Genomic DNA, 24,421 nt, shown 5'->3' with positions numbered 1-24,421 from the left:
AGTTCAGCGCCGCATCAGCCGGAAGGGAATGCCGGAGGCCAGCGCGCCGACATATTTCGGCTTCTGGTAGTGCCCGTTCAGCGAGATGCGGGGCAGCGTCGTCGGCGCGTCGAAGGAGCGGGCGGAAAGCGTGCCCGGATCCGTCGTGACGGCGACGCGGAAGCCGAGGTCCTTTGCAAGCCTGTGCTCGCGCGGCGCGACGGCGGCGCGGTCGCCATAGGGATAGGCCAGCGTGTCCGGTCGGTGGCCGATGATGTCGGCGATGCGCGCTGCCGACTGGTCCATCTCGTGGCGCGCCTCCGCGTCGCCGAGGCGCGCGAGGGCCCGGTGGCTCACCGTATGGGCGCCGATCGAGGCAAGCGGGTTGACGACGAGGCTCTTCAGCTCCGGCTCGCGCATGACGAGCCGTTCGGTGATCATCAGCGGGTCGATGCCGTGGGCCTTCGCCGCCGCGTCTAGCCGTTCGATTGCCGCGGCCTCCTCCGTCTCGCTCTGGATGAAGCGGGCGAAGCGCGCATAGGCGGCCTGCTTCTGGAACGGGGTGGCGAGCGGCATGGTGACCGCGCCGGAACCGAAATCGAACTCCAGATGCGGCGCGGCGCGCAGAAGCTCCGTCAGCGTCTCCCACCAGATGCCGTGCGTCTTGCAGGCGAAGCCCGGCGCGACGAAGACGGTGAACGGCACCTTGTGCCGCGTGAAGACCGGCTGGGCATGGACCGCATTGTTGCGGTAGCCGTCGTCGAGCGTGAAGGCGGCGAAGCGCTCGCCGGCGCGCGCGATGGCGAGCCGCGCCGGCATGTCGGCCAGTGCCACGAACTGGTAGCCTTCTTCCGTGAGGTATTCGATTGCCGCATCGAGAAATTCCGGCGTGACCTCCAGATGCGCATTCGGATCGAAGGCCTGATGGACCTTCGGCCGCACATGGTGCAGCGTGAAGATCGCGCCCATGCCGCGGGCGGACGCCATCAGCCCGACGCGCTCTGCCAGATGCGCGAACTCCAGCCCGCCGGTGATCACGGCGCGCCTCAGTCCCTGTCGCATGACACTGCGGATCGGCATGTCGTCTTCGTCTTCCCTGTTCGTTTCCCAGGCGCCGTTATCGCACCCGGCCGGTATCCGAGTGGTTAACAACGGCTTTCCGACGCGCGGGGAACGGCGCCGGCGCCGCAGCGCGGCGGCGAAGGGAGGGGAAAGAGGTCAGGCCCGGGTGCCGCCCACGGTCACCTGGTCCATGCGCAGGTGCGGCTGGCCGACGCCGACCGGCACCCATTGGCCGGCCTTGCCGCAATTGCCGATGCCGGTGTCGAGCCTGGTGTCGTTGCCGACCATCGAGACGCGGCGCATGGCGTCCGGCCCGTTGCCGATCAGCATGGCGCCCTTGACCGGCGCCGTCACCTTGCCGTTCTCGATGAGATAGGCCTCCGTGCAGCCGAAGACGAATTTTCCGGAGGTGATGTCCACCTGGCCGCCGCCGAAGGAGACGGCATAGAGGCCGTTCTTCACCGAGGCGATGATCTCCTCCGGCGTCCTGTCGCCCGAGAGCATGTAGGTATTGGTCATGCGCGGCATGGGGCGATAGGCATAGCCCTGGCGGCGGCCGTTGCCGGTCGCCTTCATGCCCATCAGGCGGGCGTTCTGCCGGTCCTGCATGTAGCCGACGAGTTTGCCGTCCTCGATCAGCACGTTATAGGCCGACGGCGTGCCCTCGTCGTCGACGGTGATCGAGCCGCGGCGGTTGTCGATCGTGCCGTCGTCGACGACGGTGACGCCCCTGGCTGCCACCTGCTCGCCCATCAGCCCGGCAAAGGCTGAGGATTTCTTGCGGTTGTAGTCGCCTTCCAGCCCGTGGCCGACCGCCTCGTGCAGCATGACGCCCGGCCAGCCGGAGGAGAGCACGACATCCATCGTGCCCGCCGGCGCCTCGACGGCTTCAAGGTTGACCAGTGCCTGGCGCAGCGCCTCGTCGGCGCCGAAACGCCAGCTCTCCTCGGTGAGGAAGGCATCGAAGGTGGTGCGCCCGCCGACGCCGTAGCTGCCGGTCTCCTGCCGGTCGCCCTCGCCGGCGACGACGGAGATGTTGACGCGGGTCATCGGCCGGATGTCGGTGACGCGGTGCCCGTCGGCGCGCAGGATGTTGACCACCTGCCAGCTCGCGGCGATCGAGGCCGTCACCTGCCGCACCTTCGGGTCCTTGGCGCGCAGATACGCGTCGATTTCGGTGAGGAGGGCGACCTTCTGCTCGAAGCTCGGCGTGCCGATCGGGTTGTCCGGCGTATAGAGCCGGCGGTTGGTGCCCTGCGGCGCGGCGGCATAGTCGCCGGAATAGCCGCGTGTGACGGCGCCGGCCGCATCGGCCGCGCGCTTCAGCGCGGCGAGCGTCATCTCGCCGGAATGCGCATAGCCCACCGCCTCGCCGGCGACGGCCCTAAGGCCGAAGCCCTGGTCTGTATTGAAGCTGCCGCCCTTGAGGCGGCCGTTGTCGAAGGAGAGGGATTCGGCCTGCGCATGTTCGAGGAAGAGTTCGCCGTCGTCGGCGCCCTTCAGCGTCTCCTTCAACGCCGCCTGCACGGACGCCTCGTCGGCATCGAAGAGGGAGAGGAGATCGGTGTTCATGGCTGGCTCCGCGCGCATTGGACTTCGGGGTTCATGTAAGTCCCCGGGCGGCGGGCGGCAAGCCCGCCGGAAGACTGCTCACGGCAGCGCGTCGTAGCCTTCGCCGAAACCCTTGAGGTCGACGGGGATGCCGATGCCTTCCTCGGGCGACTGGAAAACGATGAAGGTCGCCGTCGCGCCGGAGCGGAAGGTTTTCAAAAGCTCGTCCTCAAGCACCACTTCGGCATAGCAGCCGTCGGAGAAGCAGCGCACGAAATAGGCGCGGCCGATGTCCTTGCCGTCGACATTGAGGCCGAGGCCGTTCGGCAGGAGAACGCCGAGCGGTGCGAGAACGCGCAGGATCTTCGCCTTGCGGTCGGCGGTCTTCAGCACGACGACGGAAAGGCCGAGTTCCGGCCGGTCCTCGGCCAGCACGTTCTGCATCAGCGCGCACTGTTCGCCGGAGGCGCCGGCCGGCTGGTCGCAGACGATCGACCATGCGCCGTGGTTCGATTTCACCGTGCCGGGCTGCTGGGCTGCCGAAAGGGAAGGGAGCGCGAGCGCGCCGAGCCCGAGCGCGCCGAGCCCGAGCGCGGCAAGGCCAAATGTCGCGCGGGACAGCCGGGAAAGGGGAGCAAAACCCATGAAAACCTCGGAATCTCGAATCAGTCGGGCTATCTTTGAAGGGGCAGGGGTGAAATGAAAAGCCCCGAGCGCTCATTTCCAATTGATTGAAGGCGGAAATTGGACCGCCGCCGCACTCATTATAATAGGGGGCGCACAGGGCCGGCGAGGGGCCTTCCGGCGGGATCGCCGCAACCAAGCCTTTCATGCTATAGGGAATTATGAAGAAACTGTGGGGAGCGGGGCGATGCTTTTGCTTTTGCGCAAAAATGCCGCACGGCCTGTCCCCCATGGCGGTTGCGGCGAGCATGAAACTGTGGTTTTAAGCACTCAGTATAGCAGGGATTCTGCGCGTCTGTTTGATCCCGATCAAACGCCTTGGGGAGATACGTTGTGAAAAACAAAGCTTTTGCAGTTCTGGCCGCGATCGGCTGTCTGCTCTTTGCTTCCACCGCTTTCGCTGATCAGCCGTTCGACTGGCAGAAGGGCCTCCAGCCCGCCGCGACCTCGATGATGGAAGAGATCCGCTGGTTCGAGCAGTATACACTGTGGTTCATCGTCCCTATCACCCTGTTCGTTCTCGTGCTGCTCGTCGTCGTCGTCGTGAAGTTCCGCGAAAGCAAGAACCCGGTCCCGTCCAAGACCAGCCACAACACGGCGATCGAGGTCGTCTGGACGCTCGGCCCGGTCATCGTTCTCCTGTTCCTCGCCGTTCCCTCCTTCCAGCTCCTGACCAAGCAGCTCGCCCCCACGGAAGAGCCGGAACTGACGATCAAGGCCACCGGCTACCAGTGGTACTGGGGGTATGAATACCAGGTCGGCGAGAGCCCGCTCTCCTTCGACAGCATCCTGCTTGCGGACGGCGATCGTGCCGCCGCCGGCAAGGAAGACAAGGGCGTCTATCCGCGCCTCCTGGCCGTCGACAACGAAGTCGTCGTTCCCGTCGGCAAGCATGTCCGCCTCCTCGTCACCGGCGCCGACGTGATCCACGCCTTCGCCATGCCCTCCTTCGGCGTGAAGATCGACGCCGTGCCGGGCCGCCTCAACGAGACCTGGTTCAAGGCCGACCGCGAAGGCCTGTTCTACGGCCAGTGTTCCGAGCTGTGCGGCAAGGACCATGCGTACATGCCGATCGCCATCCGCGTCGTCTCGCAGGAGAAGTACGATACGTGGCTTGCAGCCGCCGCGACGAATCTCGGCGACGCAAACAAAGCCCTGATGGCGTCGGTCGACGGTGCGGCGAAGTCCGTCAACGTCGCCGAAAACGCCGCGCAGTAATCCCAAGGGAGAGAGACCATGGCCGGAACATCCGCTGCCCACGGCGATCACCACGATCACCACGAACACAAGCCGCTCACCTTCTTCCAGCGTTGGTTTCTGTCGACCAACCACAAGGACATCGGCACCCTCTACCTGATCTTCGCGATCTGTGCGGGCATCATCGGCGGCACGCTGTCGGTGGTGATGCGCATGGAACTGCAGGAGCCGGGCATCCAGATCTTCCACGGTCTCGCCCAGATGGTCTACGGCTTCGAGGGCGATGCCGCCATCGACGGCGGCAAGCACATGTTCAACGTCTTCACGACGGCGCATGCGCTCATCATGATCTTCTTCATGGTCATGCCGGCCCTCATCGGCGGCTTCGCCAACTGGATGGTGCCGATCATGATCGGCGCGCCGGACATGGCCTTCCCGCGCATGAACAACATCTCGTTCTGGCTGATCGTCCCGGCCTTCCTGCTGGTGCTGCTGTCGATGTTCGTCGAAGGCCCGGCAGGAGCCTACGGCGCGGGCGGCGGCTGGACGGTCTACCCGCCGTTCTCGACATCCGGCCAGCCGGGTCCGGCCATGGACTTCGTGATCCTCGGCCTGCATATCGCCGGCGCGTCCTCGATCCTCGGGGCGATCAACTTCATCACCACGATCCTCAACATGCGCGCGCCGGGCATGACGCTGCACAAGATGCCGCTCTTCGCCTGGTCGGTTCTGATCACCGCCTTCCTGCTCCTGCTCTCGCTGCCGGTCCTGGCAGGCGGCATCACCATGCTGCTCACCGACCGCAACTTCGGCACGGCCTTCTTCGCGCCGGAAAACGGCGGTGACCCGATCCTCTTCCAGCACCTGTTCTGGTTCTTCGGTCACCCGGAAGTGTACATCCTGATCCTGCCCGGCTTCGGCATCGTCAGCCACATCGTGTCGACCTTCTCGCGCAAGCCGATCTTCGGCTATCTCGGCATGGCCTATGCCATGGTCGCCATCGGCGCCGTCGGCTTCATCGTGTGGGCGCACCACATGTACACGGTCGGCATGTCGCTCGACACGCAGCGCTACTTCGTCTTCGCCACGATGGTCATCGCGGTTCCGACGGGCGTGAAGATCTTCTCCTGGATCGCGACGATGTGGGGCGGCTCGATCCGCTTCACCACGCCGATGGTCTGGGCGATCGGCTTCATCTTCCTGTTCACGGTCGGCGGCGTCACGGGTGTCCAGCTCGCAAACGCCGGCCTCGACCGCGCCCTGCACGACACCTACTACGTGGTCGCCCACTTCCACTACGTGCTGTCGCTCGGCGCCGTCTTCGCCATCTTCGCGGCCTGGTACTACTGGTTCCCGAAGATGACCGGCTACATGTATTCGGAATTCCTCGGCAAGCTGCACTTCTGGGTCATGTTCATCGGCGTGAACCTGATCTTCTTCCCGCAGCACTTCCTCGGCCTTGCCGGCATGCCGCGCCGCTACATCGACTATCCGGATGCCTTCGCCGGCTGGAACGCGGTCTCGTCCTACGGCTCGTACATCTCGGCCTTCGCCGTGCTGATCTTCCTCTTCGGCGTCTTCGAAGCCTTCTCCAAGAAGCGCGTCGCCGGCGACAATCCGTGGGGCGAAGGCGCGAACACGCTGGAATGGCAGCTTTCTTCGCCGCCGCCGTTCCACCAGTGGGAACAGCTCCCGAAGATCAAGTAGGATCTTCAAGACTTGGGGCCGCCGGCAACGGCGGCCTCAGTACTGAGAATGCCGGCGGAGGTCGGACGGTTCGTTGGATAGTCCGACGCTTACCCCATCCTCGGGCTTGACCCGAGGATGACGATGGAGAGGGAAGGGCATGAGGCCATCTCTCCCGGACAGTAGAACGGAAAGAACATGACGGTCATCGAGCATCACGAAACGGTTCCGGGCGGCGGCGAGGTCTATCTCTCCGAAGCGTCGCCGCGTGATTTCTTCGAGCTTCTCAAGCCGCGCGTCATGTCGCTCGTCGTCTTCACGGCCCTTGCCGGCCTCGTCGTCGCGCCGGGCGAAATCAACCCGTTCATCGCCGCCATAGCGATCCTCTGTATCGCCGTGGGCGCCGGCGCTTCCGGTGCCCTCAACATGTGGTACGACGCGGATATCGACGCGGTCATGAGCCGCACCGCAAAGCGTCCCATCCCCTCCGGCCGCATCCGCCCGGAAGAAGCGCTCGCCTTCGGCCTGACGCTGTCGGCCTTCTCGGTCGCGATCCTCGGCCTTGCGGTCAACTGGCTTTCGGCGGGCCTGCTCGCCTTCACCATCTTCTTCTACGCCGTCGTCTACACGATTTGGCTCAAGCGCTCGACGCCGCAGAACATCGTCATCGGCGGCGCGGCCGGCGCCTTCCCGCCGATGATCGGCTGGGCCTGTGTCACGGGCGGCGTCTCCATCGAGAGCATCGTGCTCTTCCTCATCACCTTCCTGTGGACCCCGCCGCATTTCTGGGCGCTCGCCCTCTTCAAGATGCGCGACTACGGCGCCGTCGGCGTGCCGATGCTGCCGAATGTCGCCGGCGAGCGGACCACCAAGGTGCAGATCCTCGTCTATGCGGTGCTGACCGCCGTCATCGCCGTCGTGCCGACCTTCCTGGGCCTTGCCAGCTTCGGCTACGGTCTCTTTGCCGCAGCCCTCGGCCTCGGCTTCGTGTGGTACTCTGTCGGCGTGTTGCGCATGCCGGAGGGCGACGTCGCGATGGTGCCGGCCAAGAAGCTCTTCGCCTTCTCCATCGTCTATCTGTTCGCGGTCTTCTCCGGCCTGATGGTCGACCACATGATCGCCTCGTTCGGATGGGTGCTGTAATGGAAACCGTAAACCTCACGGAAAACCAGAGGAAGGCCCGCCGCGGCCGCAACATCGCGCTCGGCGCGGTGCTGCTCGGCCTCGTCGTGCTGTTCTACGTCGTAACGCTGGTAAAATTCTCCGGCGGAATGGCAGGCTGACGATGAGCGAGACGCAAAAGACCGAGAAAAGCGGCCCCGAGAAAAGCGGAGTGGGCAACGGCACCATCGTCGCCATCTGCTGCTCCTTCGTCATCGGCATGGTCGGCATGGCCTATGCCGCGGTGCCGCTCTACGAGATGTTCTGCCAGGTGACGGGCTACGGCGGCACGACGCAGCGCGTCGAGCAGGCCTCCGACGTGATCCTCGACAAGAAGATCAAGGTACGCTTCGACGCCAATACCGGACCCGGCCTTGCCTGGAGCTTCGAGCCGGTGCAGCGCGAGGTCGAGCTGAGGATCGGCGAGACCGTGCAGATCATGTACCGGGCGCGCAACAACGCCTCCGTGCCGACGACCGGCCAGGCGACGTTCAACGTCACGCCCCAGGCCGCCGGCGCCTATTTCAACAAGGTCCAGTGCTTCTGCTTCACCGAAACCACGCTGAAGCCGGGCGAGGAACTGATCATGCCCGTCGTCTTCTTCGTCGATCCGGCGATCGTCGAGCCGGTCGAGACGAAGGGCATCCACACGCTCACGCTGTCCTATACCTTCTATCCGCATGAGGCGTCGAAGCCGGTGGCTTCGGCTGCGGAGGTGAAGGCGGACGACGCGAACAAGCTTTGAATACCATGCGTTTCCGGCTATGCCGGGAACGGAACGCGATACATTGGGGATAAGTCAGATGGCCGATGCGCATCAGAAGAAACACGATTACCACATCATCGACCCCAGCCCGTGGCCGCTGCTTGCCTCCATCGGCGCCTTCATCCTGGCGCTCGGCGGCATCGGCTACATGCGCTACCTCTCGGGCGGGGCTTTCCACCTGTTCGGCGTCAATCTCGCCACGCCGTGGATCTTCTTCATCGGCCTCGCCATCACGCTCTACACCATGTACGCCTGGTGGGCCGATACGGTGAAGGAAGCCCATGAGGGCCACCACACCCGCGTCGTCTCGCTGCACCTGCGCTACGGCATGATCATGTTCATCGCTTCGGAAGTGATGTTCTTCGTCGCCTGGTTCTGGGCCTTCTTCGATGCCAGCCTCTTCCCGGGCGAACTCATCCAGGCCGCCCGCGTCGAGCATACCGGCGGCGTCTGGCCGCCGAAGGGCATCGAGGTCCTCGATCCCTGGCACCTGCCGCTCTACAACACGGTCATCCTGCTGCTCTCGGGCACCTGCGTGACCTGGGCGCACCACGCGCTGCTGCACAACGACCGCAAGGGCCTCGTCAACGGCCTGGCGCTGACGGTCGCGCTCGGCGTGCTGTTCTCCTTCGTGCAGGGATACGAATATGCCCATGCCCCGTTCGCCTTCAAGGAATCCATCTACGGCGCCACCTTCTTCATGGCGACCGGCTTCCACGGCTTCCACGTCCTGGTCGGCACGATCTTCCTGATCGTCTGCCTCATCCGCGCCATGCGCGGCGACTTCACCCCGAAGCAGCATTTCGGCTTCGAGGCTGCCGCCTGGTACTGGCACTTCGTCGACGTCGTCTGGCTGTTCCTCTTCTTCTCCATCTACATCTGGGGTGGCTGGGGCGCGCCGATCGCGCATATGTAAGCGAGCCTCGACCGCTTTTTCGAAACGGCCGCAGCGATGCGGCCGTTTCCCGTTCCAGGCGCCTTTGTCGCGGCCTTTCGGTTGGACGGGCGGCGGGCAGGGCGGTATAGGAATGTATGCGTCGGTTTGGCCCCTCATCCCCCTGCGGGGAGAGGATGCCGGCAGGCAGGCGAGGGGCCTTGCCGCCTGAACCATGAGCCCGCGGCACCCCCCGGGCGTGAACACACGGACAAGACCATGCACGAGGACAAGGCACTCTATCCCCCCGTAGACCCCTTCAGCACAGGGGTGCGCGGCTGCTGCCCGCGCTGCGGCCAGGGCAAGCTGTTCGACGGGCTGCTCAAGGTGAAGCCGGCCTGCGCCAGTTGCGGGCTCGACTATTCCTTCGCCGATTCGGGCGACGGCCCGGTCGTCTTCGTGCTGCTCATCGTCGGCTTCATCGTCGTCGGGGCGGCGCTGTGGATGGAGGTGAACGTCAATCCGCCGCTCTGGGTGCACTTCCTCCTGTGGATCCCGCTCGTCATCGTCCTCGGCCTCGGGCTGACGCGCGTTCTCAAGGGCCTTTTGATCGCGCTGCAATACCGCAACAATGCCCGCCCCGGCGAAATCGACCGTGGCTGAGGTGCCGGCCGGCGCCCTGCCGCGCAAGGGCAGGGGCAAGGCGATCCTCACCGGCATCGCCTTCCTCCTCGCCCTCGCCATCCTGCTGTCGCTCGGCACCTGGCAGGTTCAGCGCCTCCACTGGAAGGAACAGCTTCTGGCCGACATGGCCGCCCGCCGCGTCGCTGCGCCGGTGGCGCTCGCCGATATCGAGGCGATGGCGAAACGGGGCGAGGATATCGAGTACCGCCCCGTCACGGTTTCCGGCATCTTCGCCAACAACAAGGAGCGCCACTTCTTCGCCACCTGGCGCGGCCGGACCGGCTACCACGTCTATACCCCGCTCCAGCTTGCCGATGGCCGCTTCCTCTTCGTCAACCGGGGTTTCACGCCCTTCGAGGCGAAGGAGCCGGAAATGCGCAAGCAGGGCCAGCTTACCGGCGTGCAGAGCGTGACGGGCCTTGCCCGCGCCCGCCTTGCCGAAAAGCCGTCCTCCATCGTGCCGGAGAACGATCTCGCCAAGAACATCTTCTACTGGAAGGACCTCGACGCGATGGCGGCGAGTACCGGCATTGCCGCCGACAGGCTGGTGCCCTTCTTCGTCGATGCGGGCGATGCGCCGAACCCCAAGGGCCTGCCGATCGGCGCCGTCACGCAGTTCGACCTGCCGAACAACCACCTGCAATATGCCGTCACCTGGTATGGCCTCGCCGCCGCCCTTTCCGGCGTCGGCCTCTTTGCCGTGCTGCGGCGCAAGGGTGCCTGAAAGCGCGATCACGCTGTTTTCGCTTGGCGCGGCGGCGCTCGCCGGCCTATATGGGGCGCAAGGCTCCCGACCATCGCCGGATACTGATACGCATGATTGATACCCGACCGGACTTGACCATCAGGCTGTGTGGCCCGCGCGGCTTCTGCGCCGGCGTCGACCGCGCCATCCAGATCGTCGTCCTGGCGCTGAAGGCCTATGGCGCGCCGGTCTATGTGCGCCACGAGATCGTGCACAACCGCTATGTCGTGGAGGGGCTGGAGGCCAAGGGCGCGATCTTCGTGGAGGAGCTCGACGAGATCCCGGAAGAGCATCGCCAGCAGCCGGTCGTCTTCTCCGCCCATGGCGTGCCGAAATCCGTGCCCGCCGATGCCGAGGCGCGCAACCTCTTCTATCTCGACGCGACCTGCCCGCTGGTCTCCAAGGTGCACAAGCAGGCGATGCGCCACCAGCGCCTCGGCCGCCATGTCGTGCTGATCGGCCATGCCGGGCATCCCGAGGTGATCGGCACGATGGGCCAGTTGCCGGAAGGCTCCGTCTCGCTGGTCGAGACCGTCGAGGACGCCGACAGATATGTGCCGCCGGACCCGGACAATCTCGGCTTCGTCACCCAGACGACGCTCTCGGTGGACGACACGGCCGGCGTCATCAAGCGCCTGCACGAGCGCTTCCCGAACCTCACCGCGCCCGCCGCCGATTCGATCTGCTACGCCACCACCAACCGGCAGGAGGCCGTGAAGCAGGCCGCGCCCGGCTGCGACCTCTTCCTCGTCGTCGGCGCGCCGAACTCGTCCAATTCCAAGCGCCTCGTCGAAGTGGCGCTGCGCGCCGGCGCGACGAAATCCGTGCTCGTGCAGCGCGCCGCCGAGATCGACTGGGAGACCATCGGCGACATCCGCACGGTGGGCCTTTCGGCCGGCGCCTCGGCGCCCGAGGTCATCGTCAACGAGATCATCGAGGCTTTCCGCGCTCGCTACAATGCCGTCGTGGAGCTTGCCGATACGGTCGAGGAGAACGAGCACTTCCTCGTCAACCGCGAACTGCGCGCCATCGAACTCACGCCCGCCGACATGGCCTTCGTCAATGGGGAATAGGGTGGTGCAGGTCCTGCCGCGGATTGCCCCTCATCCCCCTGCCGGGACCTTCTCCCCGCAAGCGGGGCGAAGGGACAGGACGGCGCGCCCAGCGTTCCTCGCCCCGCCTGCGGGGAGAGGATGCCGGCAGGCAGGTGAGGGGCAGCAACCCGCTCGTTCGTCAATTGATTCCACCCCGCAAACCTGAGACCCGCCGTGGCCGTCTATACCGATATCACCGAAGACGATCTGTCCCGCTTCCTCACCGCCTACGATGCGGGCACGCTGCTCTCCTACAAGGGTATCGCCGAGGGCGTGGAGAATTCCAACTTCCTGCTGCACACCACGAAGGGCGCGTTCATCCTGACGCTCTACGAAAAGCGCGTCGATCCGGGCGACCTGCCGTTCTTCCTCGGCCTGATGCACCATCTGGCCGAACGGGGCCTGTCCTGCCCGCTGCCGCTGCCGCGCAATGACGGCGCGCTGCTCGGCGAACTGTCGGGCCGCCCCGCCGCGATGATCTCGTTCCTGGAAGGCATGTGGCTGCGCAAGCCCGCGGCGAAGCATTGCCGCGAGGTCGGCCGGGCGCTGGCCGAGATGCACCTGGCCGGCGACGGTTTCGAGATCACCCGCGCGAATGCGCTCTCCGTCGGCGGCTGGCGGCCGCTCTGGGAAAAATCCGCCGACCGGGCCGACGAGGTGGAGGCGGGCCTGCAGGACGAGATCGCCGGCGAACTCGCCTTCCTGGAGGCGAACTGGCCGAAGGACCTGCCGTCGGGCGTCATCCATGCCGATCTCTTCCAGGACAATGTCTTCTTCATCGGCGATGCGCTGTCGGGGCTGATCGACTTCTACTTCGCCTGCAACGACCTCTTCGCCTACGACGTCGCCATCTGCCTCAATGCCTGGTGCTTCGAGAAGGACGGCGCGTTCAACCTGACCAAGGGCATGGCGCTGCTGGAGGGCTACGAGAGCGTTCGCCCGTTGTCCCGTGAGGAAGCCGCCGCCCTGCCGCTGCTGGCACGCGGCTCGGCGCTGCGCTTCTTCCTGACGCGGCTCTACGATTGGCTGATGACGCCGCCCGGCGCGCTGGTCGTCAAGAAGGACCCGCTGGAATATCTGCGCAAGCTGCGCTTCCACCGCCAGATCGGCAACCCCGTGGAATACGGTCTGCCGCGATGAAGCATGTCGATATCTTCACGGACGGCGCCTGCTCGGGCAATCCCGGTCCCGGCGGCTGGGGCGCGGTGCTGCGCTACGGCGAGGTCGAGAAGGACATGTGCGGCGGCGAGGCCGAGACCACCAACAACCGCATGGAACTGACGGCCGCCCTCTCGGCCCTCGCCGCCCTCAAACTACCGTGCGAGGTCGATCTCTACACGGATTCGAAATACGTCATGGACGGCATTTCGAAATGGATCTTCGGCTGGAAGAAGAACGGCTGGAAGACCGCCGACAAGAAGCCGGTGAAGAACGGCGACCTCTGGCAGGCGCTCGACGCGGAGCGGGCGCGTCACAAGGTGGAATGGCACTGGGTCAAGGGCCATGCCGGGCACCCGGAGAACGAACGCGCCGACGAGCTTGCCCGCAAGGGCATGGCGCCGTTCAAGGCGGCAGGCAGTAGGCAATAGGCAGTAGGGGAAGCCGGGTTCCCTAACCCCCTACTGCCTAATTCCTCTTCAAAGCTGCTCGATCATCGCCGCTGCGCCGGAAACGGTCGCCTGGCCGGGGCTTTCCTCGATGTTCAGCGCCTTCACCACGCCGTCCTCGACGAGCATGGAATAGCGCTTGGAGCGCACGCCCAGCGTGCCGGCGGAAAGGTCGATATCCATGCCGAGCGCCTTGGTGAAGCCGGCGTCCCAGTCGGCAAGGAAGCGCAGCTTGCCGCCGCCGCCCGTGGAATTCGCCCAGGCGCCCATCACATGATGATCGTTGACCGCGACGACGGCGATGTCGTCGACGCCCTTGGCGAGGATCGCGTCGCGGTTTTCCAGATAGCCGGGCAGATGGTTCAGCGAGCAGGTCGGCGTGAAGGCGCCCGGCACGGCGAAGAGCACGACGCGCTTGCCGGCGAAAAGGTCGGCGGTCGAGATGTCGGCGGGACCGTCCGGCGTGCGTTCCTTGATCTTGAGGTCGGGCAGCTTGTCTCCAACGGAAATGGTCACGGCGTCTCTCCTGTCTGGTATGGGATGGCGAAGGGCCTGCCGGCCCGCCGGCGGCACTATAAGCAGCGCCGGCGAAAGTGCGAAACGGTTTTCCGCGCGAAGCGGACGGCGCGCTCACTCCACCTTGAGCGGAGCTTCCATCGTCTTTTCGCCGGCCCGGAGCGTCAGCAGGATCGGATTCTTCTCCAGGTCGAACGCCTTCGGCCGGTGCAGCACCGGCACGTCGGCGACGAAGGCGTCGCCGTCCCGCCGCACCGGGCCGGCCGCGCCGAATTCGAACGGGGCGCCGGAGAGGAAGACGTCGGCGGGGGCTGCGCCCGCCGGGGCCTCGAAGCGCACGGAGATCGTCTTGCCGTCCGCCGACCAGCGGCCGTCGAGCGGCCGGAAGCCGTCGCCGGCCGCGCCGGGAAGCGTCGCCTCGGCGGCACTGATCGCGGTCTCCTCGAGCGGATTGGTGAAGCCTTCGCCGCCGGTCTCCACGGTCAGGTCGGCCTGCACGGGAATACAGATGTCCTTGCACACGCCGAGGAAGACCGTGGCGGTCACCGGCCCGCCCGCCGCCCCGCCGAGCGTCATCGGCAGGCGCACCGGCGCATCGTAGCCGATATAGTGGTTGGCATCGTCGCCAAGCCGATGCGGCGCGGGAAAGCCGATCGCCGTCAGCCTCGCGCCGGAGACGGTGATCGACGGCGGGATGCCGCTGCCGCCGGGGTCGCGCCAGTAGGTCTTCCAGCCGTCGTGCAGGCGGATGTCGAGCATGGCGCGCGCCGCGCCGCCGGCATCTGCCGGAAGCACCACGAGGCGCACGTCGCCGCCCGGCGTTTCCACCCAGGGCGAGGTCGCCGCCATAGCGGCGGAGGGCAGCAAAAGCAGCGCGATTGCAGCGGTTTGCAGGCGTTTCATGGCTCAACATCTAGCGCCGGGGGCGCGGGCTTTCCAGCAACAAAAGCGTATGAGGCGATCATAAAAGCTTGATCGCCCGGCCCGGCACCATACCTTTGTTGCAGGGCTGGCGCGCCGTGCCGGCGAAAAGAACGCTTTTCATTTGATGGCGAATTGGTAGGCTAGACACGCTATGGCTATTTCGGTTCTGAAAAACAAGCGAGAGCGCGGCTTCCTTGACGGTCAGTTCCTGATCGCCATGCCGGGCATGGCCGATGCCAATTTCACCCGTACCGTCGTCTATATCTGCGCCCATTCGGACGACGGTGCCATGGGCTTCGTCATCAACCGGTCGCAGCAGTTGAATTTCTCCGACGTGCTGCTGCATCTCGACCTGCTCGGCGAGGACGAGGTGATCCGCCTGCCGGGCGCGACGCTGGATTTCCCCATCCGCTGCGGCGGGCCGGTGGAGAGCGGGCGCGGCTTCGTCTTGCATTCGGACGACTACATGTCCGAATCCTCCATTCCCGTCAGCGACGATATCTGCCTCACCGCGACGCTCGATATCGTGCGCGCCATCTCCCGCGGGCGCGGCCCCGAGAAGGGCCTGATGATGCTCGGCTATGCCGGCTGGGGCGCGGGCCAGATCGAGAACGAGATCGGCGCCAACGGCTGGCTGTCCTGCCCCGCGCACGAAGAGCTGATCTTCGACACCAATCTCGACAGCAAATACGAGCGGGCGCTCGGTCTGATGGGCATCACGCCCGCCATGCTCTCCGCCGAGGCCGGCCACGCCTGAGCGGCACGGCAAATTTTCTCTTGCGCCACCGGAACCTGTTGCAGCGCACGCCGTTAAATTAGCGCGTCAACAACTACGCTTGCTGAAGGAGAAATACAGTGGGTAGCACGAGCGACAAGATCAAGGGCACGGCCAACGAAGTGGCGGGCAAGGCAAAGCAGGCCGCGGGCAAGGCCGCCGATAGCCCGAAGCTGCGCGCCGAAGGCGCCGCACAGGAGACCAAGGGCAAAACCCAGAAGGCAGTCGGCAAGGCGAAGGCCGCCGTGAAGGGCGCGGTCGACCGCCTCTGATCGCAGGGGGCGGGGCGCGGTGCGCCACCCCCTCTGCCCGGTAGGGCAGAGGGGGTACGCCTCTTCCGACCGGACGTATGCCCGGGAAAATCGCGATACCCATATCACCAGGCCGGGGGCCTCATGAAACTCTTCACCTGCGCGACATGCGGCCAGACCACCCATTTCGACAACCGCGCCTGCGTGCGCTGCGGCTCCACGCTCGGCTTTCTTGCAGAGGACATGGTGCTGCATGCCCTGGTGCCGGACGGCGAGGGATTCTGGAGGATCGCGCCGGGCGAGGGCGTCTACCGCTTCTGCGACAATGCCGTGCACGATGTCTGCAACTGGCTGCTGCCGGCCGACAGCCCGCACGCCTTCTGTGAAGCCTGCCGCCACAACCGCATCGTGCCCACCACGGACCCGAAGGGGCTGGCGCGCTGGCGGCGCATCGGCGCGGCACAGCGCCATCTCTTCTATTCCATCCTGCGCTGGAAGCTGCCGCATCCCACGCGCGAGGAGGACCCGGCCGGCGGCCTGGTCTTCGATTTCCTCGCCGACGCGGTGGATGCCGGCGGCAATGTCGTCCAGGCTGCGATGACCGGCCATGAGGACGGCCTCGTCAGCCTGCGAGCCGCCGAGGCCGACGACGCGGTGCGCGAGGGCGTGCGCGTCTCGATGGGCGAACCCTATCGCTCGCTGCTCGGCCACTTCCGCCACGAGATCGGCCATTTCTACTGGACCCGCCTCGTGCGCAACGAGGCGACGCTGGAGGAGGCCCGCCGCCTCTTCGGCGACGAGCGCGCGGACTATGCCGCCGCCCTCCAGCGCAACTACGAGCAGGGCCCGCCCGCCGATTGGCAGCAATATTTCATCAGCACCTATGCAAGCTGCCATCCGGCCGAGGATTTCGCCGAATGCTGGGCGCATTTCTTCCACATCGTCGACACGCTGGAAACCGCCCGCGCCTTCGGCCTCATCACCGACCCGAAGGGCCATGAGGAACTGGAGGCCGAGGTCACCTTCGATCCCTACCGCGCCCCCGATGCCGGCCGCCTCGTCGAAGCCTGGATCCCGCTCAGCGTCGCCATGAACGCCATCCAGCGCTCGATGGGCCAGCCCGACAGCTACCCCTTCGTCCTGCCGCCGCCGGTTCTGGAGAAGCTGGATTTCATCAACGGGCTGGTGAGGGAAGCAGGCAATAGGAATTAGCCAATAGGCAGTAGGGGTTGGCCTATTGGCTACTGCCTAATCCCTCCTCACGCCCGCTTCATCAGCGGAAAGCGTTCCTTCAGCAGCCGCAGCACGGAATCGTAGCCGATCGGCGGGCCGAAGAGGTAGCTCTGGCCGAATTCGCAGCCCATGTTGCCAAGCTCGATCGCGTCCTCCTCGGACTCGATGCCCTCGGCGACGACCTGCATTTCGAGTTCCCGCGCCATCGAGATGACGGAGCGCAGGAGGACGGTGCGCTTGTCCGAACCGTCGCGCACCAGCGCCTTGTCGATCTTGATCGTGTCGAAGGGGAAGCGGGTGAGATAGGAGAGGGAGGAATGGCCCGTGCCGAAATCGTCGAGCGCGAGGCCGAGGCCGACATCCTTCAATTTGGTGAGGATCAGGCGGGCCTGTTCCGGGTTCTCCATCACGACGGATTCGGTGAGTTCCAGCTTCAGCTTCTGCGGTTCGCAGCGCGTCTTGGCGAGCGCCGCGCGCACGTCGTTGTAAAGCTCGTTGTTGATGAGCTGGGCGCTGGAGAGATTGACCGAGACGAAGACGGGCAGGTCGCCGGTCTGCAGCTGCCAGTCCATCAGGTCGCTCGCCGCCTTGTCGAAGGCGAAGAGGCCGAGCTGGTTGATGAGGTCGGAGCTTTCCGCGATCGGGATGAATTCCGTCGGCGAGATGTTGCCGCGCTTGGGATGGTCCCAGCGCATCAGCGCCTCGAAGCCGGCAATCTCGGCATCCGAGAGGCGCACGATCGGCTGGTAGACGAGCGAGAGTTCCTTGCGCTCGATGGCGCGGCGCAGGTCCGTCTCGATCTGCAGGCGGTCCGCGCCGAAGGTGCGGAAGGCGGGGCGGAAGGGCTCGACGCGGTTGCCGCCGCCCTTCTTGGCGCGGTACATGGCCAGTTCCGCGTCGTTGAGCAGGCCCGGCGCGTCCTCCTGCTGGTCGACCCAGGAGACGAGGCCGATCGAGGCCGTCAGGATGATCTCGCGCCCGCCGAAATTGATCGGCACCATGATCGCCTTGCTGACCGCGTCGGCGAAATCGGCGACCTTGGCGGGGTCCCGTTCCGACATCAGGATAAGGCCGAACTGGTCGCCGGCAAGCCGCGCCAGCGTGTCCTGCGGCTTCAGGAGGCGCCGCAGGCGCCGCGTCAGCGCGATGAGGATATTGTCGCCGGCGGCGATGCCCAGCGCGTCGTTGACCTGCTTGTAGCGGTCGATGTCGATGGTCAGCACCGTCGGGCGCACATTGTCGGAGCTTGCGGTCAGCGACAGGATCGCCTGCAGGCGGTCGAGGAAGACCTGGCGGTTCGGCAGGCCCGTCAGGTTGTCGTGCAGCGCGTCCTGCAAAAGCCGGTCGACGGAGTTCTTCTGCTCGGTGATGTCGATGATCGTGCCGACGCAGCGGATGATCTCGCCATTGGCGCCGAGCACCGGCCGGGCGCGGATGGCGAGCCAGTGATAATGGCCGTCCTCGGCGCGCACGCGGAACTGATGGTTGAGGCGGCCCTTGCGGTGCTCCAAAAGCACGTCGAGCGTCGCGCGAAAACGGTCGCGGTCGTCGGGGTGGAGGCGCGGCAGCCAGTTGCGCGCAGGGCCGTGCATGACGCCGGGGGCGAGGCCGAGCTGGATGGAAATGTCAGGGATGGTGACGACGCGGTCGCGCGCCACGTCCCAGTCCCAGACCGTATCGCCCGAACCCGTCAGCGCCAGCGACTGGCGCTCGAGATCGGAGAACAGGCCCTGGCTGTAGGCGCCGCCGGCGAAGGCGTGCTGCATCACCGTGAAGCCGATGAGAAGCACGATGAGAACGAGGCCGCCGCCGAGCGCCGGCTGGATGATGTCGTTGTTGAGCTGTCCCGTCACCGTCAGCCAGGCGCCGAACAGCCAGACGAGGATCAGCGCCCAGGCGGGCACGAGCAGGATCGCGCGGTCGTAGCGGTTGAAGCCGAGATAGGCGATCAGCACGATGCCGACCGTGCCGGTCAGCGCGAAGGAGAGGCGGGCGATGCCCGAGGCGATCGGCGGATCGTAGATCGCGACGCCGAAGAGCAGGCCGAGGCCGAGAATCCAGGCGAGCGTCGCATAGGAGAGATGCGCGTGCCAGCGGTTGAGGTTGAGATAGGTGAAGAGGAAGACGACGAGGCCGGCGGCGAGGAACACCTCCGTGCCGGCGCGCCAGATGCGCTCGTCGCCCGCCGTGATGCTGATGAGTTTCGACAGGAAGCCGAAATCGACGCAGATATAGCCGAGCACCGCCCAGGCGAGCGCCGCCGTCGCCGGCAGCATGGAGGTGCCCTTCACCACGAAGAGGATGGTGAGGAAGACGGCGAGCAGGCCGGCGATGCCGAGCACGATGCCGCGATAGAGCGTGAAGGCGTTGACCGTGTCCTTGTAGGCGTCCGGCGCCCAGAGATAGATCTGGGGCAGGTCGGGCGTCGCCAGTTCCGCGACGAAGGTGACGACCGTGCCGGGGTTCAGCGTGATGCGGAAGACGTCCGCCTCGTCGCTCGGCTGGCGGTCGAGCGCAAAACCCTCGCTCGGCGTGATCGAGATGATGCGTTTCGCCCCGAGATCCGGCCAGAAGAGCTTCGACTGCACGAGGCGGAAATGCGGGGCGACGATCAGGCGGTCGATCTGCTCTTCCGAAACGTTGGCGAGCGCGAAGACGGCCCAGTCGCCCTGGTGGTCCTCGGACGTGGCGCGCACCTCGATGCGGCGCACGATGCCGTCCGTGCCGGGCGCCGTGGAGACCTGGAAGGCCTCGCCCCGGCCCGTATAGATCTCCGTGGTGGCGGTGAGGTCGAGGGCGGTGTCGTCACGGGAGATCTTGACGGGTTCGACGGCGAAGGCACGCCCCGTCATCATGCCGGCGAGGAGCATCGTGGCGAGGAGGATGAGGGCGAGCAACCGGCTGGCATGCAGCGTTTGCGGCACGGATAAAGACTTCATTGAAACTGCATGGTCCTTAGATCTGCCTGTCCTGCCGCGCCCGGTGCCGCCTAGGGCCGCCCGTCGGCCGCCAGAAGCGAAAACATCAGGTGGTCGCGCCACTCCCCGTTTATCTTCAGATACTCCCGAAGGTAGCCTTCCTGTCGAAAGCCGGCCTTTTCAAGGAGACGGATGCTTCTTTGATTGTCAGGAATACAGGCTGCCTCGATACGGTGCAACTGAAGGCTGGAAAAGATATACGGTATGACGAGTTTCAGGGCGCCGTGCATGTGGCCCTGGCCGGCATGGCGCTCGCCCATCCAGTAGCCGATCATGCAGCATTGCGCCGCCCCGCGCCTGATATAGCCGATGGTCAGCCCGCCGAGCAGCGCCTTCTCCTCGCGCGTGAAGACGAAGAGCGGCACGGCCTGGCCGGAGGAAAATTCCTGTTCGTTTCTCAGAACGCGGGCGCGAAAGGCGCTTTCCGTCAGTTCGTCGTTGCGCCAGGTCGGCTCCCAGGGTTCCAGGAAGCGCCGGCTTTCCGAGCGCAGCTGATACCATTGCCGGTAATCGTGGAAACGGGGCAGGCGCAGGACGTGCCGGTCGCCGGCAAGTTCCACGGTGTCGGGCTGCCGGGACAGAAACCGAAAAACCGACCGTGCCATTCGCCCTCCGCGCACGCCGATCCGTGGCGTGCCTTGTCCGGCAAGATTATGCCGAGAGGCTCGCCGGCGTCAAATGGTCCTGAGGGCGGGCGGCGAGCCTCTCCGGCGGCAAAAGCCCCGAAAAAACAAAACCCGCCTTGCGGCGGGTTGCGTCGTGAAAAGCGGTGAGCGTGCTGCTCCTGCCGGTCGTCTCAGCCGAAAACGAGGAAGCCCTTGACGGCGGACTTGATGTTCGCGCGCGAGATGCCGAGGTCCTGCAGGGCGCGGTCGTCGAGGGCGCCGAGTTCACGGACGGCACGGCGGTCGGCGGCGTTCTTCTTGAGCTTTGCGATGATGTTCATGGGTCAACTCCTTTGGGTTGCCCATGATATAAACAATCCCTTGCCCGGAAAAAATGCATATGCTTGCAGCGGAGGCATGCGTTTAATGCATGACGGCGGCCGAGGGGCACGAAGCCCCCTCAGCTTGCCGCGCGGTCGGGCAGGGCCTGGCGCGACAGCGAGCGCGTGATGTCGCCGGTCGGGACCAGGTGATCCAGCGGGCCGATGGCCGAGATGGTCGGCACCGTGTCGAAGAACAGGCGGCCGGCAAGGTCCGTCAGGCGCTCGATGGTGATGCCGGCGAGGCGCTCCATCAGTTCCTCGTTGGGGATCGGGCGGCCGTAGAGCATCATCTGGCGGGCGATCTGGCCGGCGCGGGCGGCCGGGCTTTCCTGGCCCATCAGCAGCTGGGCGCGGATCTGCGCGCGGGCGCGCTCGATTTCCTGCTGGTCGATCGTCTCGGACGACTTTCTCAGTTCGTCGAAGATGACGGGCATCAGCTCGGGCAGGTTCTCGCCGCCGGTCGCGGCGTGGATGCCGAAGATGCCGGTGTCCGAAAAGCCCCAGTGGAAGGCGTAGATCGAGTAGCACAGGCCGCGATGCTCGCGCACCTCCTGGAAGAGGCGGGAGGACATGCCGCCGCCGAGGATGTTGGCGAGGATCTGCGAACAGTAGAAGTCGCGGGCGTGATAGGCCTTGCCCTCGAAGCCGAGGAGGACCTGGGCGTCCATCAGGTCGCGCGTCTCGCGCACGTCGCCGCCGGTATAGCGGGCGGGCTCGAAGACCGGGGAGATTTTTGGCGCGGTGGGGAGCCGGGAGAAGCGATCCTCCACCTGGCGCACGAATTCCTGGTGGTCGACGGCGCCGGCCGCCACGACGAACATGCGGTCCGTCGTGTAGTTGCGGTCGAGATAGGAGCGGATCTCGCCCGGCGTGAAGGAGAGCACGGTGTCGGGCGTGCCGAGGATGGCGCGGCCGATGATCTGGTCGCGATAGGCGACCTCGGAGAACCTGTCGAAGACCACGTCGTCGGGCGTGTCGTTCGCCGCGCCGATCTCCTGCAGGATGACGTGCTTCTCGCGGCGAAGCTCGTCCTCGTCGAAGACGGATTCCGTCAGGATGTCGGCGAGGATATCGACCGCGAGCGGGACGTGGTCCTTCAGCACGCGGGCGTAGTAGGAGGTGGTCTCCGTCGAGGTGGCGGCGTTGACCTCGCCGCCGACATTCTCGATTTCCTCGGCGATCTGGCGGGCGGAGCGGCGCTCCGTGCCCTTGAAGGCCATGTGTTCGAGGAGATGGGCGATGCCGTGCTCGTCCGTGGTTTCGTTGCGCGACCCCGACTTAATCCACACGCCGAGAGCGACGCTCTCGAGATGCGGCATGTTTTCGGTCACCACGGTCAACCCGGACGCGAGCCGGGTGCACTCAACTTTCATCATGCGCACTTTCTGCGTTTCTAGCCTCGAACCCGCGTGTGTTTCCCGATGAAGTCTTCGACCGCATCGAGCTTCGCATCCAGGACGTCGAACCGCTCCTCCCTTTGCATGAGGTCAGCAAGCCACGTCGGAAGCGCCGGGTCAATACCGCTGGCCGATTTTACTGCGGCGGGGAATTTCGCCGGATGGGCGGTGGCGAGGGTGACCATCGGCGCGCCGGGCTTCTCGTGCCTGGCGGCGACGAAGACGCCGATCGCCGAATGCGGATCGAGCAGGTAGCCGGTCTCCTTCAGCGTATCGCGGATGGTCGCGGCCACCTGCTTTTCGGACGCGCGGCCGGCGCGAAAATCCTTGCGGATCGCCTTCAGCGCCTTTTCCTCTATGTCGAAGGCGCTGGATTGCTTGAGGCTTTCCATGGCCCGGCGCACCGCGCCGGCATCCCGGCCATGGGCCTCGAACAGGAGGCGTTCGAAGTTGGAGGAGATCTGGATGTCCATCGAGGGCGAGGTGGTGGCCTTCACCTCCTTCATCTCGTAGCGGCCGGTCTTCAGCGTGCGTGCGAGGATGTCGTTCTCGTTGGTGGCGACGACCAGCTTGTCGATCGGCAGGCCCATGCGCTTGGCGGCGTAGCCGGCGAAGATGTCGCCGAAATTGCCCGTCGGCACGGTGAAGGAGATCTTGCGGTCCGGCCCGCCCAGCGTCACGGCGCTGGTGAAGTAGTAGACGATCTGGGCCATGATGCGCGCCCAGTTGATCGAGTTGACGCCCGAAAGCTGCACCCGGTCGCGGAACTTCGCATCGTTGAACATCGCTTTGACGAGGTTCTGGCAATCGTCGAAATTGCCCTTGACGGCGAGCGCGTGGACGTTCCCCTCCCTGGAGGTGGTCATCTGGCGCTGCTGCACCGGCGAGACCTTGCCTTCGGGGAAGAGGATGAAGATGTCGGTGCGCTCGCGGCCGGCAAAGGCGTCGATCGCCGCCCCGCCGGTATCGCCCGACGTGGCGCCGACGATGGTGGCGCGTTCGCCGCGGGTGGCCAGCGCATGGTCCATCAGGCGGGCGAGAAGCTGCATCGCCACGTCCTTGAAGGCGAGCGTCGTGCCGTGGAAGAGCTCCATGACGAAGGCGTTCGGCCCGGTCTGCACCAGCGGCGCGATCGCCGGATGGCGGAAGGTCGCATAGGCCTCGTCGATCATCGCGCGGAACGTGTCGGAGGGTATGTCGCCCTTGACGAAGGGCGAGAGCACCGTGAAGGCGATCTCCTGGTAGGACTTGCCGCGCAGCGCCCGGATCTCCTTCTTGGAGAAGGTCGGCCATTCACGCGGCACATAGAGGCCGCCGTCGCGGGCAAGACCCGCCAGAAGCGCATCGGAGAAGCCGAGGGAAGGGGCCTCGCCCCGGGTCGAAACATAGTCCACGTTGAAACGTCCTTGGGAGGGTTGATGACTTTGAGCGACGGAAATCGCGAGAAACGGCTGTCGCTTCGTACCAATGCTCCGCCGCCCCGTCTAGAGCGCCGCGCGTGCGCACGAAGGCATGGGAATGCCGTATCGAAATTCTGCGGGCGGATCCAATCGACAATCGATTTTTCGCCACGTCGCTGCTATAGACCATCGCCTGGGGTCGTGAGAAGGCCCGCCAGAAGAGTTCCGAAAGGCTTGCACGCCGGGGGCGGAGCCTGATCGCAGGGGTTACAGTATCGTGTTTGGAATGACTATCCGCCGCTTTCTCGGCCTATCCCTTCTCGCCGCCGCCGCCGGCTGCTCGCAGACAGACAAGCCCGCCGATCTCGGCGTGACGAGCGACCCGTCGGGCGTGCAGACGACCGCCCAGCAGCAGACGGGCACCGCCGTCGTACAGGGCTCGTGCCCGCAGGTCTACCTGCGCGACGGCACGGCCGTGCTGCGCCGCTACGCCAAGGGCGCCAAGGACGATCCGCAGAAGCTGCTCTACCAGGTGACGCTCGCCGACTCGACCCGCCAGTGCGTTCTGAACCAGAGCCAGCTCGTCATGACCGTGATGGTGCAGGGCCGCGTGGTGACGGGCCCGGCCGGCAGCGGCGGCTCGGTCAACGTGCCGATCCGCGTCGCCGCCACGGACGGCAAGACGACGCTCTATTCCGAACTCGTCCAGCAGGCCGTCGACACGGACGCCGGCCAGTTCGTCTTCACCAAGGGCGACGTCGCCCTGCCGGGCGGCTCCGGCGGCTTCACGAAGGTCTATGTCGGCTTCGACGAGGGGCCGTACAACACGAAGTGACGGCTTTTGCCGAGCAAATGAAAAAGGCCGCGGG

The 24,421-nt window shown here is 65.7% G+C and carries 25 protein-coding genes; 15 read left to right on the top strand and 10 right to left on the bottom strand.

All coding sequences use genetic code 11. The features are described from left to right. Nucleotides 1–3: 3 nt before the first annotated feature. The 3 genes from AB3G45_RS21030 to AB3G45_RS21020 form a co-directional block, all read right to left on the bottom strand. Nucleotides 4–1,059 (bottom strand): polysaccharide deacetylase family protein, encoded by a 1,056-nt coding sequence (locus AB3G45_RS21030; RefSeq protein ID WP_367832394.1) that lies wholly within the window; start codon nucleotides 1,057–1,059, stop codon nucleotides 4–6. A gap of 138 nt (nucleotides 1,060–1,197) precedes the next feature. Continuing rightward, nucleotides 1,198–2,613 carry a metalloprotease TldD gene (gene tldD / locus AB3G45_RS21025; protein WP_367832393.1) on the bottom strand — a complete coding sequence of 472 codons (1,416 nt, stop codon included), beginning with the start codon at nucleotides 2,611–2,613 and terminating at the stop codon, nucleotides 1,198–1,200. Between the two features lie 78 nt (nucleotides 2,614–2,691). Beyond that, a complete protein-coding gene (locus AB3G45_RS21020; RefSeq protein ID WP_367832392.1) occupies nucleotides 2,692–3,237 on the bottom strand; it encodes an invasion associated locus B family protein in 546 nt (181 codons plus the stop codon). Between the two features lie 372 nt (nucleotides 3,238–3,609). Between AB3G45_RS21020 and coxB the strand changes: the two genes are divergently transcribed. From coxB to rnhA, 11 genes are all read left to right on the top strand, one after another. Next, nucleotides 3,610–4,494, top strand: coding sequence for a cytochrome c oxidase subunit II (coxB, locus tag AB3G45_RS21015; RefSeq protein ID WP_367832391.1), 885 nt, complete (start codon nucleotides 3,610–3,612; stop codon nucleotides 4,492–4,494). Nucleotides 4,495–4,512: 18 nt separating this feature from the next. Continuing rightward, nucleotides 4,513–6,180, top strand: coding sequence for a cytochrome c oxidase subunit I (gene ctaD / locus AB3G45_RS21010; protein ID WP_367832390.1), 1,668 nt, complete (start codon nucleotides 4,513–4,515; stop codon nucleotides 6,178–6,180). Nucleotides 6,181–6,357: 177 nt separating this feature from the next. Further along, entirely contained in the window at nucleotides 6,358–7,302 is a 945-nt protein-coding gene (locus tag AB3G45_RS21005) for a heme o synthase (protein ID WP_367832389.1), read from the top strand. Next, complete coding sequence (locus AB3G45_RS21000) at nucleotides 7,302–7,442, top strand: hypothetical protein (protein WP_367832388.1); 141 nt, start codon at nucleotides 7,302–7,304, stop codon at nucleotides 7,440–7,442. Before AB3G45_RS21005 ends, AB3G45_RS21000 begins: the two co-directional genes overlap by 1 nt. Before the next feature lie 2 nt (nucleotides 7,443–7,444). Then, on the top strand, nucleotides 7,445–8,065 hold the full coding sequence (locus AB3G45_RS20995) for a cytochrome c oxidase assembly protein (protein WP_367832387.1): 621 nt from the start codon (nucleotides 7,445–7,447) through the stop codon (nucleotides 8,063–8,065). A 58-nt stretch (nucleotides 8,066–8,123) separates the two neighbouring features. Continuing rightward, the gene (locus AB3G45_RS20990; protein ID WP_367832386.1) at nucleotides 8,124–9,002 is read left to right on the top strand and encodes a cytochrome c oxidase subunit 3; all 879 of its coding nucleotides are present in this window, start codon (nucleotides 8,124–8,126) and stop codon (nucleotides 9,000–9,002) included. Between the two features lie 237 nt (nucleotides 9,003–9,239). Then, nucleotides 9,240–9,623 carry a DUF983 domain-containing protein gene (locus AB3G45_RS20985; protein WP_367832385.1) on the top strand — a complete coding sequence of 128 codons (384 nt, stop codon included), beginning with the start codon at nucleotides 9,240–9,242 and terminating at the stop codon, nucleotides 9,621–9,623. Further along, on the top strand, nucleotides 9,592–10,368 hold the full coding sequence (locus AB3G45_RS20980; RefSeq protein ID WP_367832384.1) for an SURF1 family protein: 777 nt from the start codon (nucleotides 9,592–9,594) through the stop codon (nucleotides 10,366–10,368). Before AB3G45_RS20985 ends, AB3G45_RS20980 begins: the two co-directional genes overlap by 32 nt. A gap of 92 nt (nucleotides 10,369–10,460) precedes the next feature. Next, nucleotides 10,461–11,462, top strand: a complete 1,002-nt coding sequence (ispH, locus tag AB3G45_RS20975) for a 4-hydroxy-3-methylbut-2-enyl diphosphate reductase (protein ID WP_367832383.1) — start codon at nucleotides 10,461–10,463, stop codon at nucleotides 11,460–11,462. Nucleotides 11,463–11,657: 195 nt separating this feature from the next. Continuing rightward, on the top strand, nucleotides 11,658–12,623 hold the full coding sequence (locus tag AB3G45_RS20970) for a homoserine kinase (protein WP_367832382.1): 966 nt from the start codon (nucleotides 11,658–11,660) through the stop codon (nucleotides 12,621–12,623). Continuing rightward, complete coding sequence (rnhA, locus tag AB3G45_RS20965) at nucleotides 12,620–13,072, top strand: ribonuclease HI (protein WP_367832381.1); 453 nt, start codon at nucleotides 12,620–12,622, stop codon at nucleotides 13,070–13,072. Before AB3G45_RS20970 ends, rnhA begins: the two co-directional genes overlap by 4 nt. 48 nt (nucleotides 13,073–13,120) lie before the next feature. On the opposite strand, the gene AB3G45_RS20960 is transcribed toward rnhA, so the two are convergent. Further along, the gene (locus AB3G45_RS20960; RefSeq protein ID WP_367832380.1) at nucleotides 13,121–13,606 is read right to left on the bottom strand and encodes a peroxiredoxin; all 486 of its coding nucleotides are present in this window, start codon (nucleotides 13,604–13,606) and stop codon (nucleotides 13,121–13,123) included. A gap of 114 nt (nucleotides 13,607–13,720) precedes the next feature. Further along, nucleotides 13,721–14,509: a protein-disulfide reductase DsbD domain-containing protein gene (locus AB3G45_RS20955; protein WP_367832379.1), complete on the bottom strand. Its 789-nt coding sequence runs from the start codon at nucleotides 14,507–14,509 to the stop codon at nucleotides 13,721–13,723. Nucleotides 14,510–14,681: 172 nt separating this feature from the next. Here AB3G45_RS20955 and AB3G45_RS20950 point away from each other — a divergent pair, with 172 nt between their 5' ends. The 3 genes from AB3G45_RS20950 to AB3G45_RS20940 all read left to right on the top strand — a co-directional run bounded on the left by AB3G45_RS20950 (nucleotide 14,682) and on the right by AB3G45_RS20940 (nucleotide 16,768). After that, nucleotides 14,682–15,287 (top strand): YqgE/AlgH family protein, encoded by a 606-nt coding sequence (locus AB3G45_RS20950; RefSeq protein WP_367832378.1) that lies wholly within the window; start codon nucleotides 14,682–14,684, stop codon nucleotides 15,285–15,287. Between the two features lie 98 nt (nucleotides 15,288–15,385). Beyond that, nucleotides 15,386–15,577: a CsbD family protein gene (locus tag AB3G45_RS20945; RefSeq protein WP_367832377.1), complete on the top strand. Its 192-nt coding sequence runs from the start codon at nucleotides 15,386–15,388 to the stop codon at nucleotides 15,575–15,577. A 123-nt stretch (nucleotides 15,578–15,700) separates the two neighbouring features. Then, nucleotides 15,701–16,768, top strand: a complete 1,068-nt coding sequence (locus tag AB3G45_RS20940; RefSeq protein WP_367832376.1) for a putative zinc-binding metallopeptidase — start codon at nucleotides 15,701–15,703, stop codon at nucleotides 16,766–16,768. A gap of 47 nt (nucleotides 16,769–16,815) precedes the next feature. Here AB3G45_RS20940 and AB3G45_RS20935 read toward each other — a convergent pair whose 3' ends face one another. The 5 genes from AB3G45_RS20935 to thrC all read right to left on the bottom strand — a co-directional run bounded on the left by AB3G45_RS20935 (nucleotide 16,816) and on the right by thrC (nucleotide 23,546). Beyond that, on the bottom strand, nucleotides 16,816–19,659 hold the full coding sequence (locus AB3G45_RS20935; protein ID WP_367833638.1) for an EAL domain-containing protein: 2,844 nt from the start codon (nucleotides 19,657–19,659) through the stop codon (nucleotides 16,816–16,818). 119 nt (nucleotides 19,660–19,778) lie between these two features. Beyond that, a complete protein-coding gene (locus AB3G45_RS20930) occupies nucleotides 19,779–20,372 on the bottom strand; it encodes a GNAT family N-acetyltransferase (RefSeq protein ID WP_367832375.1) in 594 nt (197 codons plus the stop codon). A gap of 191 nt (nucleotides 20,373–20,563) precedes the next feature. Beyond that, nucleotides 20,564–20,713, bottom strand: a complete 150-nt coding sequence (locus tag AB3G45_RS20925) for a DUF1127 domain-containing protein (RefSeq protein WP_367832374.1) — start codon at nucleotides 20,711–20,713, stop codon at nucleotides 20,564–20,566. A gap of 119 nt (nucleotides 20,714–20,832) precedes the next feature. After that, the gene (locus AB3G45_RS20920) at nucleotides 20,833–22,131 is read right to left on the bottom strand and encodes a M16 family metallopeptidase (RefSeq protein ID WP_367832373.1); all 1,299 of its coding nucleotides are present in this window, start codon (nucleotides 22,129–22,131) and stop codon (nucleotides 20,833–20,835) included. A 17-nt stretch (nucleotides 22,132–22,148) separates the two neighbouring features. Further along, the gene (gene thrC / locus AB3G45_RS20915) at nucleotides 22,149–23,546 is read right to left on the bottom strand and encodes a threonine synthase (RefSeq protein WP_367832372.1); all 1,398 of its coding nucleotides are present in this window, start codon (nucleotides 23,544–23,546) and stop codon (nucleotides 22,149–22,151) included. A gap of 292 nt (nucleotides 23,547–23,838) precedes the next feature. Here thrC and AB3G45_RS20910 point away from each other — a divergent pair, with 292 nt between their 5' ends. Next, nucleotides 23,839–24,387: a hypothetical protein gene (locus AB3G45_RS20910; RefSeq protein WP_367833637.1), complete on the top strand. Its 549-nt coding sequence runs from the start codon at nucleotides 23,839–23,841 to the stop codon at nucleotides 24,385–24,387. Nucleotides 24,388–24,421: the final 34 nt, after the last annotated feature.

The sequence above is a fragment of the Shinella sp. S4-D37 genome (assembly GCF_040812195.1).
GTDB lineage: Bacteria > Pseudomonadota > Alphaproteobacteria > Rhizobiales > Rhizobiaceae > Shinella.
Note: the sequence above shows the minus strand (reverse complement) of the source record. Positions and strands in the feature narration are given on the sequence as shown.